This is a genomic window from Streptomyces sp. NBC_01304 (assembly GCF_035975855.1).
Lineage (GTDB): Bacteria > Actinomycetota > Actinomycetes > Streptomycetales > Streptomycetaceae > Streptomyces.
Genome location: NZ_CP109055.1, coordinates 8,579,739 through 8,598,606, shown reverse-complemented (window position 1 = coordinate 8,598,606; position 18,868 = coordinate 8,579,739). Strand labels below are relative to the sequence as shown.

10 protein-coding genes are annotated in these 18,868 nt (G+C 71.6%); 1 reads left to right on the top strand and 9 read right to left on the bottom strand.

Going from position 1 to position 18,868, the window contains the following annotated elements:
- Nucleotides 1-34: 34 nt before the first annotated feature.
- Entirely contained in the window at nt 35-3,685 is a 3,651-nt protein-coding gene (locus OG430_RS38220) for a S8 family serine peptidase (protein WP_327357237.1), read from the bottom strand.
- A gap of 83 nt (nt 3,686-3,768) precedes the next feature.
- Between OG430_RS38220 and OG430_RS38215 the strand changes: the two genes are divergently transcribed.
- A complete protein-coding gene (locus OG430_RS38215) occupies nt 3,769-4,647 on the top strand; it encodes a hypothetical protein (protein ID WP_327357236.1) in 879 nt (292 codons plus the stop codon).
- A 143-nt stretch (nt 4,648-4,790) separates the two neighbouring features.
- Here the strand turns inward: OG430_RS38215 and OG430_RS38210 are convergent, their stop codons facing one another.
- The 8 genes from OG430_RS38210 to OG430_RS38175 form a co-directional block, all read right to left on the bottom strand.
- Nucleotides 4,791-7,667: a S8 family serine peptidase gene (locus OG430_RS38210; RefSeq protein WP_327357235.1), complete on the bottom strand. Its 2,877-nt coding sequence runs from the start codon at nt 7,665-7,667 to the stop codon at nt 4,791-4,793.
- A 66-nt stretch (nt 7,668-7,733) separates the two neighbouring features.
- Nucleotides 7,734-8,987, bottom strand: coding sequence for an MFS transporter (locus OG430_RS38205; protein WP_327357234.1), 1,254 nt, complete (start codon nt 8,985-8,987; stop codon nt 7,734-7,736).
- A 16-nt stretch (nt 8,988-9,003) separates the two neighbouring features.
- Entirely contained in the window at nt 9,004-10,467 is a 1,464-nt protein-coding gene (locus tag OG430_RS38200; protein WP_327357233.1) for a CitMHS family transporter, read from the bottom strand.
- A gap of 128 nt (nt 10,468-10,595) precedes the next feature.
- The gene (locus OG430_RS38195) at nt 10,596-12,830 is read right to left on the bottom strand and encodes a molybdopterin oxidoreductase family protein (protein ID WP_327357232.1); all 2,235 of its coding nucleotides are present in this window, start codon (nt 12,828-12,830) and stop codon (nt 10,596-10,598) included.
- A gap of 185 nt (nt 12,831-13,015) precedes the next feature.
- Nucleotides 13,016-13,681: a TetR/AcrR family transcriptional regulator gene (locus OG430_RS38190; RefSeq protein ID WP_442816761.1), complete on the bottom strand. Its 666-nt coding sequence runs from the start codon at nt 13,679-13,681 to the stop codon at nt 13,016-13,018.
- Between the two features lie 64 nt (nt 13,682-13,745).
- Nucleotides 13,746-15,308, bottom strand: coding sequence for a hypothetical protein (locus OG430_RS38185; RefSeq protein ID WP_442816760.1), 1,563 nt, complete (start codon nt 15,306-15,308; stop codon nt 13,746-13,748).
- Nucleotides 15,309-15,379: 71 nt separating this feature from the next.
- A complete protein-coding gene (locus OG430_RS38180) occupies nt 15,380-16,219 on the bottom strand; it encodes a hypothetical protein (protein ID WP_442816759.1) in 840 nt (279 codons plus the stop codon).
- 369 nt (nt 16,220-16,588) lie between these two features.
- Entirely contained in the window at nt 16,589-18,670 is a 2,082-nt protein-coding gene (locus OG430_RS38175) for a right-handed parallel beta-helix repeat-containing protein (RefSeq protein WP_327357230.1), read from the bottom strand.
- Between the last annotated feature and the right edge of the window lie 198 nt (nt 18,671-18,868).

The following is an 18,868-nucleotide window of genomic DNA, read 5'->3' as shown; positions in this document are numbered from 1 at the left end:
CGCCCCGCCCCGCCCAACTTACCCACGCATACGTCTACTTGAGCGTGTACGCATCGATCACCGTCTGCTCGACGGAGTTCCCCGCCTTGTCCCAGGCCTTGGTCCGCAGCGAGACCCGGCCGGACTCCGGATGGTCGGCCTCGACCTCGAAGCCGCCGCGCTCACGGTCGACGTCGGCCGCCTGCCAGGTCGTGCCACCGTCGTAGGAGACGGAGACCTCGGCGCCCGCTATCGGACTGGTGAGCGTGGCACCGTTCTGCGCACGGACCTTCAGGCCGAAGTCGAACTCCCGGCCGCCGCGCACCTTTCCGTAGCCGTCCGTGTCGAGGTCGTACGCGGGCACGAGCAGCGGAAGGACGGCTTCCGTGTCGGCGTGCGCCGACTTGAACGTCCAGGCGGTCGTGGTGCGGGTCGAGCGCTTCCAGAAGCGGTCGCGGTCACGCCGTACGTCGAACGTGAGGCGGTACTCGGCCCGCTCCGGGACCATCGGCAGCTCCGTGCCGACGAACTGCGCCTTCTCCAGGACCAGTTCGCCGTCGCGGTGGAACGACCACTTGGTGACGTCCCCCGTGCCGAGGCGGCCGAAGTGCGTCGGATCGGAGTCGCCGAACTCCCTCAGGTACACCCGCATCTTGTCGGCCGTCGTCCGCAGCGCGGGCGTACCGGCAAGGCGGTACAGCTCGTTGGCCTCGTTGTTCGGGCCGAGCACGCCCCGGTACCAGTCCTCGGCGCGCCGGGTGCCGCCCTTGTACGTGATGCCGGTGCTGTAGAAGCGGGTCCGGTCGGCCAGCGCGACCTCGTGCGACCAGCGCACGTCGCCCGCCGTCACCCACTCCTCGCGCCGGGTCGGAGCGGCGACCACACGGTCGGACTCCAGGAGGCTCAGGACACGGCCGAGGCTGCCCGTGCGGGACTCGTTGAGGTTCTGGTCCTGCCCCGCGGGCGCGTAGTAGCGGGTGTCGAGCCGGGCCAGGTCCTTCGGGCCCTGCCGGTAGCGGGTGCGGTCGGTGCCGGAGTCCTTGCCGCCGGTGACCAGGTCGTACACGAAGGGACTGGTGGCGACCCCACGGAGCCGCAGCACCGTGCCGGGGGCGCGCAGCTTGGCGCCCTCCGCCCGGGTGAGGGTGAAGGTCGGGACAGTCGGTCGGGTGGCGTCGTCGATCGCGAAGAGGCCGGGCCCGGTGGAGGCGATGGCGATCGCCTTCGCGCCCGCCTTGGACAGGGCGTTCAACCGGGCCGCGTAGGGTCCGCCGAAGTCGTCGACCAGGGCGAGCTTGCCCGTCAGGTCGAGCCCGGTCAGGTCCGAGGCGTCGCCGACCGGCACCACTTCGAGGCTGTGTCTGCCGTCCAGGCGCGGCCCGTTGTCCAGGTAGACCGGGTCCAGGGCGGGCCCGTCCTCGACGCGTGCGGTCAGGTCGTCCTCGTACCGCATGAAGCGCGCCATCCACTCGAAGCGCGCGGCCTCGGACTTCATGGGCGTGATGTACAGGTCGTCGATCCACTCCTGGTTGATGTGGTGCATCGCCGTGAAGTAGCCACCCACCTGCGAGGTCACGCTGTACCCGATGCGCATCCCGCGGGTCTCGGACTTCCGCTCGGCGGTGATGTCCACCTTGCGGGCGGTGCGCGCGTCGATCGGGACGGTCGTCGGTCCGGAGACCGTGACCTCGGGGTCGCCCGCGAGGATCCGCTCGCGCGGGATGCCCGAGTCCGGGTCGAGGCCCACGACGCTCGCGAAGACGGCGTACGTGCCCGGGGTGACCCGCAGCGACACCTCGGCCTCGCCGTCCGCGTACGCGTCGAAGCGCTCGTTGGTGGTGAGGTTGATCGCGCGGATGTCGGCCCGCACGTTCTCGGTGCCGCCGTCGCGGCCGGTGACCGGCAGGGACAGCTTGAAGTAGGCCTTGTCCTTGACGAACGCACCCGGCGTGCGGACGGTCACACCGTCGCCGGTGGCCACCACCGCGCCCTGATAGCGGCCCGCCTCGGCCACGGCGGGGTCGAGGCTGAGCGTGGTGCTCGCCTCGCCGCCCGCCGGGACGGTCAGTGTCTTGTCGGCGAGCGTGAACAACCCCTCGGGACCATCGAATTCGGCCTTCAGGGCGAGCGTGAGGTCCTTGGTGCCGGTGTTGCGGTACTTCACGGTGCGGACGACCGGGTCCTTCGTCTCGCTGGAGATCATGTCGTACGAGAGCGAGGCGGGCGACGCGAGAACCTGTTGCCCGGCCGCCTGCGGGACCTGGATGCGGCCGCCGCCCTGCTGGTAGACCGTCGTACCGGAGATCGGCTTCGCCGAGCCGACCAGAGCCGCCTTGAGCTGCTCCCCGGTCCAGTCGGGGTGGGCCTGCGCGACGATCGCCGCGGCGCCCGCGACATGCGGGGTGGCCATCGAAGTGCCGGACGCCTTGGTGTACTTGGCGTCGACCGGCGTGCCCATGGTGGTCCCGGCGGCACGGGCGGCGACGATGCCCACGCCGGGCGCGGTGACCTCGGGCTTCAGGCCGCCGTTCGGGAGCGGGCCACGGCTGGAGAAGGAGGCCAGGGCGTCGTTCTTGTCGACGGCGCCCACGGTGAGCGCGGTGGCCGCGGCGCCGGGCGAGCCGACGGTGTTGTCCTGCGGGCCCGTGTTGCCCGCGGCGATCACGAACAGCGCACCGGAGGACGCGGAGAGCCGGTCCACGGCCTGGCTGAGCGGGTCGGTGCCGTCCGAGGGATCCTGCGAGCCGAGGCTCATGCTGACGACCTTGGCACCGGACGCGGCGGCCCACTCCATGCCCGCGAGGACACCCGAAGTGGCGCCGCTGCCCTTGTTGTTGAGGACCTTGCCGATGTAGAGGTCGGCGCCCGGGGCGACGCCCTTCTTGGTGCCGTTCCCCGCCACGGTGGCGGCGACGTGCGTGCCGTGACCGTGCCGGTCGGCGACGCTCGCGTCCTCGGTGAAGTTCTTGCTCTGCTTGACCTTCCCGGCGACATCGGGATGCGTGGCGTCGATGCCGGTGTCCAGGACGGCCACCGCGACCCCCTTGCCGTCGTGGCCCGCGGCCCACGCCTCGGGGGCGCCGATCTGCGGGACGCTCTGGTCGAGGGAGGCCTTGACCGGCTTGTCGAGCCACAACTTGTCGATGCCGTCGGCCAGTTGACCGCCGCGCCGGGTGGCGTCGGCCCAGAAGGCGTCGGCCTCGTCCTTGTCCGCACTCAGGGCCACGGCATTGATGCTCTTCAGCGTGAGCCGCCGCTCCGCGCCCTCCGGCGCGGGGACCGGCTTGTCCTTGCCGTAGGCGGCGATCAGCGGGGTCGCGTCGCGGCGTGCGTCGTCGTATCCGTACGCGATCAGCTTGGTGACGTTGAACAGGTCGGGGTCGAGACGGCCCGCCGCGAGCAGGGGCACGGCCCGCTCGGGGACGACGTGCAGTTCCCCGTCGACGTACTCCTCGGTGAGGTTCGCCGCCCGGACGCCGTCCTCGGGGGTGACCGTCGCCGTCGTACGGCCGTCTGCGTCGGCGGAGACGGTGAGGTGCTCACCGGTGATGAGCGTGAGGGACTTCGCCGGGCGCGCCTGGGCCGCGGTGGGCGACGGTGGCGGTGGCGGTTCGGCGAGGGCGGGCTGCGCGGCCAGGCCCGCGGTGGTGACCGCGAGGACGGTGCACACGGCGGCCGACGCGAGGCCGGTTCGGCGTCGCGGCATGGAGCCTCCAGGTGAAGAGGTCGGGCAGGGAGTACCCGCACCCTGCGGCACCGGTGACAGCAGGGGATAGAGTTGACGCTGACGTGTCTGCGACACGTCGCGCCTACGTCACGGGGGTGACGAAACCACCTGGGGTGGGGGCATTGATCAACCAGCAGAAATCACCGGAAACGGCAGCGGAGTCGGCCCAAGCAGGGCTCTACACGCATGCGTTGGACTCGGTCGCGGCGGCCGAGGCGGCACTCTCTGCCGTGCACGGACGGCTCACCTCGCTCGCGGCCGGCGGCGCGAACCAGGGCCTGCCCGGCGGGCTCGCCGAGGTCATTCAGGGCGAGACCGCCCAACGCGACTGCATCGACCGACTGCAGCGGGAAGCGCACCGCGAAGTCCTGATGTTCGTACGTCCGCCGTACGTCTCGACCGGCAACCCGGTGGAGGAAGAGCGCCTCGCCGCCGATGTCACCTATCGCGCCCTGTACGAGAGCAGCGCACTGGAGGATCCGGACGTCCTGTCGATGCCCCGCTTCATCGCGCACGGCGAGCAGGCAAGGGCGGTGCCCCGCCTGCCGGTCAAGCTGATGATCGTCGACCGCACGCACGCCGCGATCCCGCTCGCCTCCGAGCAGACCGACTTCGTCTCGGGCGGCCTGCTGCTCCTGCACCGCTCGATCCTCCTCGACGCGATGGTCGAGCTGTTCGAGAGCCACTGGATGCGCGGCACCCCGCTGCTGATCGGCGCGGGCGGACAGGTCGAGGAGCCCAGCGAGGGTCCTGGGGCGGGCATGCCGGACACCGAGCTCCTTTCGCTGCTCCTGTCCGGGCTGCCGGACAAGGCGGTGGCCAGTCAACTGGACATCTCGCTGCGCACGTTGCAGCGCCGCATCCGAACGTTGATGGCCCTCACCGGCACCTCGACGCGCACCCAGCTGGCCTGGTACGCGGCACACAAGGACTGGGCCTGAACGTCCTTTCCCGGCACCTCCTGAGCCGCCCGGTAATTCCCCAGTAACGGCGGCTTCCTAGGCTCACGGCCACTGCCCGGCGTCGCCTCGCCAGTAATTCATCCCCCGTGACGGGGGCGGCGCCGGGCAGCTCCAGTCACGTACTACTGGGGCGTGACCTTGAGGGTCGTGCCCTTCACCTCACCGTTGCCGTCGCCGTAGGTGACCTGGCCGAAGTACGTCCGGCCGGGCTCCAGGGCGGGCCAGCTCACGGTCGCCGTGGCGTCCTTGCCTGGGATCACCGGGTCGGGCGTCAGCTTCAGGGTGCCGGTGCCCGGTGGGTCCGGGACGGTGGCCGTGGTGAGCGTGTAGTCGATGTCGGCCGCGCTGCCGGACTTGAAGGCCCAGACGTACGCGGTGTACGTACCCGGCGCCGGACGGTGCAGCGTCCAGGTCGAGCCCGTCGGGTGGTTGGGAACGGCCAGGTTGCCGACGGTCCGACCCGCCTCGTCCTTGATGTACACGGACACCTGTTGCCCCGTGCCCGCCTTGAACTCGGCGCTGGCGAACTGGACGGCCGCGAGCCGGTCGCCCTCGTGCACCGTGAAGTTGACCTTCTGCGCGAGCGGGCTCGCCGGATCGAAGATCTGGCCGCCCGCGCCGGTCGCCCGGCCCTGGCGCTCCTCCCCCGCGGTCAGCCCGGCGAGCTTCGCGGTCAGGTCGGCGAAGCCGCTGCGGACCTTGAGATCGAGCTTGCCTTCGGCCGCAGGGGCGGTCGCCTTCGCGTCGGCGGTCAGACCGATCGGCTTGACGGCGATGGGCATGCGCACGGTGTGCCGGGAGCCCTTCAGGGTGAGCCAACCGCTGCTGAACTGGTCGTACTTGGCCTTGCCGTGGCTCATCGTGACCGTGATGGTCTGCAACCGCCCGGGCAGGACGGTGAACCGCTTCGGGGATGCCTTGACGGTCAGGTCACCGGCAGCCGCGGTGACGTCGTACGTCTCCGGCAGCTTGCTCACGTTATTTACCGTCCGCGTCGTGGTCTCCGTGCCGATCAGTGACTTGTCGTGGATCGAGGGCGAGTTGACGTGGTGGCCGTCCGGGTCGGCGACCCACTTCGCCCAGTCCGTGTCGGTCGAGTCCAGGACAAGTCCCGGGTCGAGCGCCCGCTTCGGCTTGGCGAGGCCCGCGCCCTGCGCGAAGGGCGAGGTGGTGCCCTCGGTGTCGCCGGCCGTGGTCATCAGGGCCGACTTGATCTCCATCGGGGACCAGCGGGGATGGGCCTGCTTGAGCAGCGCGGCGAGGCCCGCGACGTGCGGGGCGGCCATGGAGGTGCCGGACTTGGCGTCGTACGTACGCCCGTCGTTGGCCGGCGGGACCGCGGCCAGGACATCCGTTCCGGGGGCGGTGAGGTCGGGCTTGAGCTGGGTGCCGCTCACCCGTCCCGGGCCCTGGGAGGAGAAGTCCGAGACGCTCGGGTAGCTGATGGTGCTGGTGCCGCCGCCGGTGATCGAGGCGGTCGCGGCGGACCCGGCGGACTTCAGGTACGCGGCGATCGGTGCGGAGGTGACGCCGGTGTGGAAGAACGCCGAGGGGAGGCCGTAGATCGTGTTCGACCTGTAGTAGTAGCCGCTCCAGAGGATCACCCCGACCGCGCCCTTGCCGGTGAGCTCCTTGGTGAGCTCGGTGGGCGGGGTGCCGCGGAACCGGCAGTAGACGATCTTCCCCTTGACCTTCTCCGGATCGAGCGAGCCGGTGAGGCAGTCCTCGGCCGAGCGAGTGGGGGTGTCCGGGAGCCCGGCCAGGGCGGCGTCCACGACCGGCGCCGAGGGCAGGTCGGGGTGGTCCCACGAATAGCCGGTGTACGACTGCCCGTTGCCCAGGGTCACCTTGGCCTCGTGCGGGGCGTAGGTGCCGGAGGCGACGGTGGTCACCCAGGGCCAGGGGTTGCCCACCGTGCGCTCGGCGGCACTGTTGCCCGCCGACGCGGCGACGAAGACGCCCGCCTTGGCGGCATTGCGGAAGGCCTCGCCGATCGGCGAGACGGTCTCGGTGTCGCCGAAGGGCTCGCCCGCCGAGTAGTTGATGACGTCGACGCCGTCCAGGACGGCCCGGTCGATGGCCGCGATGATGTCCTCGTCGTAGCCGCTGCCGTTGAAGAACGCCTTGTACGCAGCGATCCGGGCAGCCGGGGCGACTCCGGAGGCGGTGCCGTAGTCGTGTCCCTCTATGACCATCTTCGGGCCGTGATTCCCGGCGGCGGTCGAAGCGGTGTGCGTGCCATGGGAGTTGTCGTCGCGGGCGGACGGGTAGGCGCCCTCCGGGAGCTTGCCGTCGTTATCCGCGAGGTACGCCTTGTTGAAGGCGCGGGCGCCGATCAGCTTGGAGTTGCACAGCCCCTCGGGCCAGTCCTCGGTGAGCTCGCAGGTGCCGTGCCAGTCCTTGACCGGCTTCTTGAGGGGTGGCGCGGCGACGGACTTCGACTCGGGCCAGATCCCGGAGTCGACGACCCCGATGACGACGCCCTCCCCCGCACCGTCGATGCCGCCGGAGGGTGTGTACTCCTGGGTGCCGCCGAGCTGGTTCCACACGCCGGTACGTCCCGTCAGACCGAGCGTGTCGGCGGGGCTGACCTCGTCCAGCTTCTGCTTGCCCAGCCGGGTGACGCGCTTGACGGACGAGTCGGCCCTGAGGGCGGCGACCTGCCCGGAGTCGAGGCGGGCGGCGAAGCCGTCGAGGGTCGCGGTGTAGCGGGTACGTATCCGTACGCCGTGCCGGTCCGCCACCTCGCCCTGTTCCTGGACGAGTTGGGCCCGGTACTCCTTGACGTCCGCGCTGTCCGTGGCGAGGTTCTCGCCCTCGGCGGGGCGGGTGCCGGGGTGGACGGCGGCGGGCGCGGCGTCCAGTTCGACCAGGTAACTGCCTGCGCCGGACGGCTCGTTGGCGGTGGCCGGCGCGGAGGGGAAGCTCAGGACGGCGGACACCGCGGCGGTGGCCGCGATCAGGGCCGGCAGTCGGCGTCTCCATATGGGGGGATGCACTGAAGGGTTCTCCCTGGGGCGTAGGACGGACGGTCCAGGGAGTCTCACTGCGGGGTTCGCCCGCCCTCAACGCACCTTGGGTGGCGAGAGCGCGTCATGTCCGACCCCCGCCACGGAGCCGCCGCCCGGCTCCTCCCCCTTGCTGCCGGTACGCCCGTCCCGCACGCCCAACCCGGCCGCCGCGAGCAGCAGTGCGCCGAGCATCACGAAGGGCGCCGCGGTGCCCGCGACCCCGGCGACCAGTCCCGCCGAGGCGGGCGCGGCGACCTGCCCGAGGCGGTTGCCGGTCAGGCGCAGGGCGAGTGCGGTGGAGCGGGCGTCGGCCGGGGCGGCCTGTACGACGGTCGTCATGGACAGTGGCTGCCCGACCCCGAGGCAGAAGCCGAGCACCGCGAGCATCACGGCAAGTCCCCACACCGGCACCGGCAGCGCGATCCCCGCGCAGAGCAGGGCGGCAAGGAGACAGGTGACGGCGAGCAGGGCCGTGCGGCCGAGGAGGCGGATCATCGGGGTCATCACCAGGCGGCAGGCGATGGTGGCGGCCGCCCGCAGGCTCAGGAGCAGGCCGACCGTGGTGGGGGCGATGCCCCGGTGTTCGCCGATCACCGGCAGGTAGGCGGTGAGGATGTCGGTGGCGGAGAGCACGGCGAGGCTGATGAAGATGCCGCCGGGCACGCCTCGGGTGCGCAGGATGCGGTGGACGGGCACCTTGTCGCCACGTGCCGGACGCGAACCCGGCGACGTACGCCGTTCGATGCGCCACAGGGAGACGAAGGAGAAGGCCGCGACACCGGCGGACACCACGAGGGCGAGGGCGCTGCTGCGGCCCATGTCGCCGCCGATCAGCAGGCCCGCCGCGACCGGGCCGATCAGCTGGCCGAGGGAGGCGCCGATGGTGAAGTGGCCGAAGTTTCGGTCCTGTTCGGCGGGGGCGGACTGGCGGGCCACGATCGACTGGGAGCCGATGACGAAGCAGAGGTGGCCGAGGCCCATCACGCCGCTCCAGGCGGCCATCGCGGCAAGGGAGTTCGCGAGCCCGCTCAGCGCGCAGCCGCCCGCGATCAGCACCACACCGATCGGCAGCAGCGGCGCACAGCGGCCGTGGTCCGTGCGGCGGCCGAGCGGTACGGCGGCGAACAGCGGCAGGAGCGCGTACACGCCCGCGATCACGCCGATCGCGCGCTCGTCCGCGCCGAGTGACAGGGCCCGGTAGGAGACGGCGGGCCGCGCCATCGACACCGCCGCCTGCGCGAAGCTGAAGGCGATGACGAGACGGAGCAGCCAGCCCCTGCCACCGGGCCCTGGTCGGTCGTAGGTCATTTCTTCCGTACGTCCCTCAGATGATGCCGAAGAGGATTCCCGCGGCGAGTACCACGAGCGAGGTGAGGGCGGCCCACTTCACGGTGAAGCGGGTGTGGTCGCCGAACTCGACCTTGGCCATGCCGACCAGGACGTACACGGCCGGGACCAGTGGGCTGGACATGTGCAGGGCCTGGCCGACGAGCGAGGCGCGGGCGATCTCCAGCGAGGAGACGCCGTGGGCGGCGCCGGCCTCGGCGAGGACCGGCAGGACGCCGAAGTAGAAGCCGTCGTTCGACATGAAGTAGGTGAGCGGCAGGCTCAACAGGCCGGTGACCAGGGCCATGTGCGGGCCCATGCCCTCCGGGATGGCGTCGACCAGCCACTTGGCCATGGAGTCGACCATGCCGGTGCCGGTGAGGACTCCGGTGAAGACGGCGGCGGCGAAGACCATGCCGGCGACGTTCAGGACGTTGTCCGCGTGGGCGGCGATGCGGGCCTTCTGGTCGGGCATGTGCGGGAAGTTGACCGTCAGGGCGAGCGCGGCGCCGAGCAGGAAGAGCACCGGGATGGGCAGGAGCTCCATGATCATGGCGGTGAGCAGGGCGACGGTGAGGCCCGCGTTGAACCAGTAGAGCTTGGGGCGCAGGGTGGCTCGGTTGGGGTCGAGGCCCTGGAAGCCCTCGTCCTCGTCCTCGTTCTCGCCGTCGTTCTCGTTCTCGTTCTCGTCGGCTGCGTCATCCGCGTCCGTGCCCGAACCGGCGCCGCCGACGGCCTTGTTCGTACGCTCCTTGCCCGCGTCCTTGCCGGAACCGCCGGCCCCGACCAGGACGGTCTCCGACTCGGTCTCGTCCGCCTCCGTAAGGAGTACGTCGTCGAGGGTGAGGGTGCCCAGGCGCTTGCGCTCCCGGCGGCCGAGGGCGTACGCGAGGATGAAGACGGCGACCAGGCCCATGGCGAGCGCGGGGATCATCGGCACGAAGATGTCGCCGGCGTCCAGCTTGAGCGCGGTGGCGGCGCGGGCGGTGGGGCCGCCCCAGGGCAGGGTGTTCATGACGCCGTTGGCCGTGGCGGCGACACCGGTCATCACGACCAGGCTCATCTTCAGGCGCTTGTACAACGGGTACATCGCCGAGACGGTGATCATGAAGGTGGTGGAGCCGTCGCCGTCGAGCGACACGATCGCGGCGAGCACGGCGGTGCCGACGACGATGCGCAGCGGGTCCGCCTTGCAGAACTTCAGGATGCCTCGGACGATCGGGTCGAAGAGACCGACGTCGATCATCACGCCGAAGTAGACGATGGCGAACATCAGCATCGCCGCGGTCGGGGCGAGGTTGCCCACGCCTTCGAGGACGTAGTCCCCGAGCTGTGCGCCCTTCCCGACGAAGACACAGAAGAGTGCGGGGATCAGCACCAGTGCCGCGATCGGCGACATCTTCTTCATCATGATCAGGACCAAGAAGGTCGCAATCATGGCGAAGCCGAGGATTGTCAGCATGTGGAGTACCTAACGTTCACCCTTGAACTCCCACCAGGGCTGGCGGTTCGATGACGTTAGGTCGCGCGAACTGGCGTTAACAAGATGTTGACGTGCGAGCAATAAGCGCAAAACTCCAGGTCACAGAGTTATGTCAGCGCAGAGAGCTGAACCGGCACTCCGTTGAGCACAGCCGTGCCCGACAGGGGGTCGAGCCGGGAGCCGTCGAGTAGCTGGTTCACGTTCACCCCCGGGGTGGCCTCGGCGAGGGACATCCGGGTCCCGGGGCGGTTGTGGCCCCAGCCGTGCGGGAGGCTCACCACTCCGGTGCGTACCGCGTCGGTGATCTCCACGGGAGCCTCCACCTCTCCCCCGTCGCCCTTGATACGGACGGCCGCTCCGTCGGCGAGGCCGAGACGGGTGGCGTCCTCGGGGTGGATCTGCAGGGTGCAGCGGTTGGAGCCGCCCTGCAGGGTGCGGATGTTGTGCATCCAGCTGTTGTTGGAGCGCAGGTGGCGGCGGCCCACCAGGACCAGGCTGTCCGCGTCGCGGTCCAGGGACCGGGCGAGGCGCGGCAGGTCGGCGGCGATGGGCTCGGGCAGCAGCTCGATGCGGCCGCTGCGGGTCTTGAGGAGCTGGGGGATGCGGGGCTCCAGGGGGCCCAGGTCGATGCCGTGCGGGTGGGCGAGGACCTTGTCGAGGCAGAGGCCGTCGGGGTTGGCGCCGAAGCCGTCGCCGTACGGGCCGAGGCGGAGCATCATGTCGAGGCGGCGCTCGGGTCCGGTGTCGCCGGTCAGCTGCTCGGCGAGCTCCTTGGGGTCGCGGCCGTGCACGCGCGCGTGCTCGTCGTCGACCGCCTTGCCGAGGCTGCGCTCGATGACCATGGCGTCGACCGTCTCGGGGGCGAGGCCGTGCATGCCGGTGGCGGCCAGGATCAGCCGGGCGAGGATCTCGCTCTCGTCGAGCCTGCCGTCCTCGAGGGGGACGGCGGGGCGGCTGTAGCGGACCTGGTTGCGTACGGCGAGGGCGTTGAAGGCGAAGTCGAAGTGCGCGCTCTGGGCGGGCGGCGGCGGGGGCAGGACCACGTGCGCGTGGCGGGCGGTTTCGTTCAGGTAGGGGTCGACGCTGACCATGAAGTCGAGGCTCGCCAGGGCCTTGTCGAGGCGGTCGCCGTCCGGGGCGGAGAGCACGGGGTTGGCGGCGATCACGATGGCCGCGCGGATCCGGCCCTCGCCCGGGGTGTCGATCTCCTCGGCGAGCGCGGCGCACGGCAGCTCGCCCTTGGCCTCGGGATGGCCGCCGACCCTGCTGCGCCAGCGGCCGAGCGCGAAACCGCGGCCGGGAGCGGCCGGGCGGGGTGCCTTGTCGGTGGCGGAGAGCGGGAAGAGGGCGCCGCCGGGGCGGTCGAGGTTGCCGGTGAGGATGTTCAGGACGTCGACGAGCCAGTTGGTCAGCGTGCCGAACTCGACGGTGGAGCTGCCGACCCTGCCGTACACGGCGGCCGTGGGGGCGGCGGCGAGCTCGCGGGCCAGCGCCCGGATGTCCTCGACGGAAACGTCGCACGCGCGCGTGACGTCCTCCGGGCTGAACCCGGCCACCGCCTCACGGACTTGGGACACCCCCTCGACGTACGACTCGAGACTCCCGAGCGCGACGAGCCCTTCCTCGAAGAGGACATGGGCGACGGCGGCGAGGAGCAGGCCGTCCGTGCCGGGGCGGACCGCGAGGTGCCGGTCGGCGAGCTGGGCGGTGCGGGTGCGGCGCGGGTCGATGACGGTGAGGGTGCCGCCGCGCTTCTTCAGCGCCTTGAGCTTGCCCGGGAAGTCGCCCGCCGTGGCCAGACTGCCGTTGGAATCCAGGGGGTTGGCGCCGATGAGCAGGAGGTGGTCGGTGCGGTCGAGGTCGGGCACCGGGATCGCGAAGGCGTCGCCGAAGAGCAGTCCGCTGGAGACGTGCTTGGGCATCTGGTCGAGGGTGCTCGCGGTGAACAGGTTGCGGACGCCGAGGCTCTGGAGCAGCACGGGCGGGTAGAGGGCGCCGGCCATGGTGTGGACGTTCGGGTTGCCGAGGACCACGCCGAGGGCGCCTGGCCCGTGCTCCTCGATCAGCGGCCGCAGCCCCTGCGCCACGGCGTCGAACGCCTCGTCCCAGCTCGCCTCTTGGAGCTCGCCGTCCTTGCGGACGAGGGGCCTGGTCAGGCGGTCGGGGTCGGCGTCGAGCTCGCCGAAGGAGGCGCCCTTGGGGCAGATGAAGCCGTGACTGAAGACGTCGTCGCGGTCGCCGCGCGCGCCGGTGACCCTGGTCCCCTCGATGGTGAGCGTCAGCCCGCAGGTGGCCTCGCAGAGCGGGCAGACGCGCAGGGCGGTGCGAGTGCTTTCGGACATGGGAGCCCTCCCGGGGCGATGGCACGCGGGCACTGAGGCGAGCATACCGACCGGTATGCACGGCGGGGAGGGGTCGGCAGGGGGCAGCTCGTGGGTGCGGTTCGACAAGTGAGGGGAAACGGGCAGGCAAATCGGGGCAATTGGGGTGCCAGGTTGCCCCATTCCCCCCACACGGCCTTCGGGGTTCAGTCCAGGGACTGGGCCAGGTAGGCGTGGAGGAGGGTGCGGGTCTCCGCGATCAGGTCCGGGTCGCCCGACGGGGCCGTACGGAAGGCCAGTTGCAGCAGTGCGTCGGCGGCCTCGATGGCGACCAGGACCGAGCGGCCCAGCCTCGCGTCGAGCGGGCGGCCCAGATGGGCGCTGAGCAGCTCGCCGATCCGGCCCGCGACCTGGTGGTTGGCGTCGGCTCCGTCGGTCACGGGGACGCCGAAGTCGACCAGGGCGAAGCCGGGGACGCTGCGCTTCATGGCCAGGTACTCGTCGAGGGCGGCGTCGATGGCGGCGCGCCAGTCGTCGTGCGCCAGCTCCTCGATGCGGGCCGTGATGCGCTGGGCGAACTGGTCGAGGTTGCGGTGGGCGAGGGCGTCGGCCATCGCGCGCTTGTTGCTGAAGAAGCGGTAGACGGAGCCGATCGGCACGCCCGCGCGGTCCGCCACCGCGCGCGTGCTCAGGCCCTCGTAGCCGACCTCGTCGAGGAGGGCGGCGCAGGCGTCGAGGATGCGGGTGAGGCGTTCGGCGCTGCGCTGCTGGACGGGCTCGCGGCGGAGGTTGGGGCGGGGGTTCGGACCGGGACTGGGGCTGGGGCTCGGGCTGGGGCTGGGGCTCGGAGTGGGGCGGGGCACGGGGTCCATCATGCGGCATGCCTCCGGTTCGGGGGCGGGATCGGCTTCCGGCGGGCTGCGGGAGCTGCCGGACCTACGCGAGAAGCAGGATCAGCCCGCCCACGGTGTACGCGACCATCAGGCAGAGCAGCGGCAGTTGCCCCGCCACGGCCCGGCCGGGCGGGAAGAGGCGGACCGAGCGGTCGTGGGCGGCGACCACGCCCAGGACGTGCCCGGTCACGATGGCGAGGACCTGCAGGGTGGCGAGGCCGCCCGGGTCGAGCGGGGGCTCGGGCGCGACGGCGTTGTCAGTGCCGAATGCCACCATGACGGTGCGTGGTCCTTCCGTCACGAGGAGCGTGAAGTAGTGGGCGACGAGATAGCCGAGTGCGATCGGCACGAGTGAGTGGGCGAACGCCGTGAGCGGGTGCGGCAGTTGCCCGGAGATGGCGCGCGCGGCGCCCGCGCACAGGCAGTACAGGGCGGCGACGAGCGCGATGGCGCCGAGCAGGCCGAGGGTGGCCGTGGTGGTGCGGCCGAGCGCCGAGGTCTGGACGGTGTTGATCCACGAGGGGGCGTCGGAGAAGCCGTCGTAGGCGGTGGAGCCGAGCATGACGCAGACGGTGGCGACGAGGCCGGGGGCGGGCTCGGTCGCGTCGAGGCCGTGCAGGGGGTTGCGCAGGACCAGGGCGTGTGTCGGAAGTCCCTCCGTCCGCCCGGAGGGCGGGCCCTGCGCCCGCTGCGGAGCAGCTGGTGTCTGCAGTCGGTGCGTGCTCTCGGCGTGCCGGCCGGAAGTCCCCGTCGACGGACCGGACGTACTTGGGCTTTCCGCCGGTGCGGCGAGAGGGGGTCCCCCCTGCTCGAAGAGCTTGGGGGCGCGTGCCGGGCGTCGCGGGGCAGGAGGGACTTCCGACACACGCCCTGGCCGGCCGTCGATGCGGCGGCCGAACGGCGAGAGGCGGGCGAGCAGGGTCGAGTACGCCTCGAAGGCGTCGCCCCGGGCGAACCAGCGGTCGCCGTGGCGGGCGGCTCCGGCGAGTTGGGCGGCGGTGTAGGCGGCGAGGAAGGTCAGGAGGGTGGTGGTCGACGCGGGCTCGGGGGCGGCGAGTTCCAGCCAGGTGAAGGCGAGCAGGCCGGCTGCGGCCGGCCACATTCCCAGGCGTGGCGGCAGCGGGCGGCCGGCTTTCGGGTCGCGGCGGGCGGCGCGGCAGAGCAGGGCGTGGACGGTGCGCAGGGGGTTGAGGAGTCGCCATACGGGGCCGAGGAGGAGCGACGCGGGGACCAGGCCCACCCAGAACAGGACGTAGACGGCGCCGGGGGCCGGGTTGCGGTCCGGGTCGTCCGGGCCGAGGAGCAGGTGCAGGACGACGAACAGCGCGGCAGCCAGGCCGAGTCCGCGCAGCGCGGTCCGGGTGACACGGGCGTCGGCGAGTCGCTGCAGGGCGGCGGGCAGGGCCAGGCCCGAGCGGTCGGCGCGGAACCGGGAGGTGGACCAGAGCAGGCCGAGGGCGAGGAAGGAGATGAAGAGGGCGGCGAAGGCGCCGGCGAAGGCGTAGAAGGGGGAGATCGGCAGGTCGTGCTGGGAGCCGACTCCGTGGGCGAGTTGGAGGGAGCCGGGGCCGGGGATGTCGGTCTGGTGGACGAGTTCGTGGGCCAGTTGCCGCAGGCCGGGGGCGTGGCCCAGGTCGCCGTGCGGCCCGTACGTCGCGAGCACCGAGGTCGGTCCCGTCACCGGACCGCGAGCTGGGTGAGGACGAGGCCCGAGCCATGGGTCTCGACCTCGAACAGGCCCGTGCGGTCGGCGGTGAAGGTCAGCGTCGCGGCCTTGCCTGCGGGGAGCTCGACCTCCTTGTCGTAGCCGTGCACGTGGAGGGTGTCGGCCTGGTCGCTGGTCACCTTCAGGCGGACCCGTTCGCCGCGCTTCAACTCGACGCGGCCGGGCGGGGGTTGGACCTTGCCGTCGGCGATGCCTATCTCGACGGTGCGGGCCTCGCCACCGCCCTCGTCACCGCCGCCACCGCTGTCGCCGCTGTCGCCGCTGTCGCCGCCGGGGTGCGCGTGCCCCGACCCTCCGCTCGCGGCGGTGAGGCGAGCCGTGTCCTCGACCGCCTTGCCGGCGACGGCCCACACCGTGTGGTCGTCGGCGTACAGCCGGGCGGTGAGCTTGTGCGTGCCGCGCGGGACGGCGCTGCCCGGGAGGTGGAACCAGGTGCCGTAGACCCGGGCGATCTTGCGGTCGTCCAGGTACAGATGGGCGTGCCCGCGCCCCGGCAGGGCCGCGCCGCCCACGCTGTCCGGGGTGAAGCGGAAGTTGCGCACGGTCAGGCGGAGGTTCCAGCCGTCCTCCGAGTCGGGGCGCACGGCGAGCGTCACCTCGGGTGCGCCCTCCTGGTCGACCTGCCGGAAGCGGTGGCCGCCGTCGTCCTTCGTGCTGAGTAGCTTGCCCACCGGTCCCGAGGCCTGCTCATGGCTGGTGCCCGGCTTGTGGTGGGTGGTGGCCCGGCCACCACAGGCGCCGAGCGTGCCGAGGACGAGGACCGCTGCGGCCAGGGCCGCGACGGGGCGCACCAGGTGGGCGGCGGTGCGCGGGGCGTCGGCCGGGAATGAGGTCTCCCCTCGGGGAAGGGTGGGCCTGACGATCACGCGGTGACTCCCTCGGCCGGGGCGAACGATGACACGAAGGCGGCCCGGGTGTCCGCCACCCGATCCGAACGATCAGGACCCTCCTCGGCCCGGCCCGGCCGCACCGCAGCCGCAGCCGCAGCCGCAGCCGCAGCCGGGGAACGCATCGGCAGGGCAATCACGCCATGACCCCCTCGGCCGGGGCGAACAGTGACACGAACACGGCCCCGGCGTCCGCCGCCGGACCCGAACGAACGGAACCCACCCCGGCCCCGCCCGGCCGCACCGCAGCCGGGGAACACATGCGCAGGGCAATCACGCCATGACCCCCTCGGCCGAGGCGTGCGGCGGTTCCGGTTCGGTGTCGGTGTCCGCGTCCGTTTGCGGCCGGTCGGCGGTCGTGTCGGACCGGCCCGCTGCCGCGATCACCGCCCACAACACCCAGACCACGCCGAGCAGTCCACGGATCCAGGCCGGGCCCAGTGGGATCCAGGGGATCAGCAGGACCGCCTTGTCGAAGGCGTCGAGCAGGGTGAGGCCGCCGAGGGCGAGCGTCGTCCAGCCGAACACGGGCCGGGCGCCGCGCAGGGCGAGGCCGAGCCCGATCCACCAGGCCGCCAGGAGGAGCAGGGCGAGGGCGGGGACGTACGACGAGGCGAGTCCCATGGTCGAGCCCGCCACATCGAGGACGAGCCCCACCAGGCCGAGCGCCGAGGCCACCGTCGCGAGCCGGTCGTGGCGCAGGCGGCGCCACCACAGCACTCCGCCGACCAGGGCGAGGACCGCCGCGATCGCCAGCGCGATCTGGGTCTCGATGCGCTCGATGCCGCGTGCTCCGTACCAGTCGCAGCCCGCGGGCAGCCGGCGTTCCTGCACGTTGTAGTCGGCGCAGACGAGGAGTTGGGCGAGCTTGACCGGCTCACCGGCGAGCCGGTCGGAGCCGCCCGAGACGTCACCCCGCTTGGCTCCGCACTCCGGCAGCGTGCGCGGCGAGGAGGCCCCCGCGTCGCCCTGCCAGCAGTTGCCGCCGCCCTGCCCGTCCCACCACACGTCGGCGCCGTTGGGCCGGGAGCGGCCCTTCTTGTCCTCGCCGAGGACGTTGGCGGCGTAACGGTTGTGGTGCGAGGTGTCGGCCTGCTTGGACCAGGCCTCCTCGCCGCGGATGAAGGCGGGCACGGCGCTCAGGAAGAAGGCGGCGCGGTCCTGGCCGTACACCCAGTTGTGCTCGTAGAGGTTCCAGTTGCCGCCTGCCGTGATGATGCCCGTGCCGGGTGGCATGGAGATCTGCGGGCAGACCACGCCCCGCTCGTAGCCGCGTTCGACGGGCGGCTTGGCGCAGGTGCCGTCGGCGACGTACTTGTAGTAGTCGGCGTTGTTGTCGTGGATGAGGTTGCGCTCGAACTTGGCGTGGTTCTGCGGCAGTCCGGGGTGGCCGGGGAAGGCGGAGTCCATGGAGGCGCCGCCCATGTTGTGGTCGAACTCGTTGTCGTGGACCCACACGGAGTCGCCCGCCGTGCCGGAGTAGCCGACCATGTTGTGGTGGCTGCGGCAGCCGGTGATCTCGATGGAGTGGCGCGGCACGTCGTAGCCGCGGCCGTTGTTGATGTCGGAGGCGCTGCCGGGGTAGATGCCGGAGTCGCCGTTGCCGTAGGACTCGCAGTTCTTGTAGAGGCCGTGGTCGCTGGCGAAGGTGAGGAAGCCGTACTCGTCGTTCCAGCGGGTCAGCACGTCGTCGATGACGAAGCCGTCGCCGGCGAGGACGTACAGGGAGTTGAAGGTGGTGCGCTGGGCGGTGAAGTTCCTGAAGTAGATGCCGTCGGATTCGTCCGCCCGGATCCCGTTCAGCTTCTGGTACTTGGCGTCGATGATGACGTCCGTACGGGTCGCGCCGGTGCCCTCGATCTGCAGGTTCTTCTTGCCGAGGATGGCGACCAGGTTCTGGTTGCGCGGGCACTTCTTCTGCTGGGCGTACGACAGGATCTGGTAACCCAGCGCGGACTTGGGCGCCTTGAGGCGTGCGCACTCGCCCGTCGGTTTCGGCTGGGAGGGCTCCTCCTCGTAGAGGCCGGGCAGGATCGCGATGTTCATGCCGGGCTTGTCGACCGCGTCGACGGCCTGCTGCAGATGCCGGTAGCCCTTGTCCTGGCAGCGGTCGAAGAGCTTGAGGTTCCGTTTGCGCAGGGCGTCCGGGAATCCGGCGGTCCGGCGCTCGAAGTCGGCCCGGTCGGCCTTGCAGACCAGGAGGTCCGGCTCGCCCTCGCGGTACTGAGGCACGCTGCCGGAGCCGTCGGGGAATGTGACGGGCCGCTCCTCATGGGCGAGGGCCGCCGGAGCGGCGACGAGGAGCGTGGCGGCGAGCGCCACGAGCGCGGTGAGGAACCTGCGGGTCCAGGACATGCGCGTGAGAGTAGAGCAATGTTCATCTTTTGTGAGCCCCCCTGGACGACCAACTTTCGGGAGCTCCTCCGTGCGACCGAGTCCTGGGCCCCTACGGGCGACCGAGTTCGGCGCAGGCCGGTTCGCCGCCCCCGTAACCCCGGGTGATCCCATCCGTTGACGGGCGCCCGCTGGAATCCTACGGTTGTACATAGGATT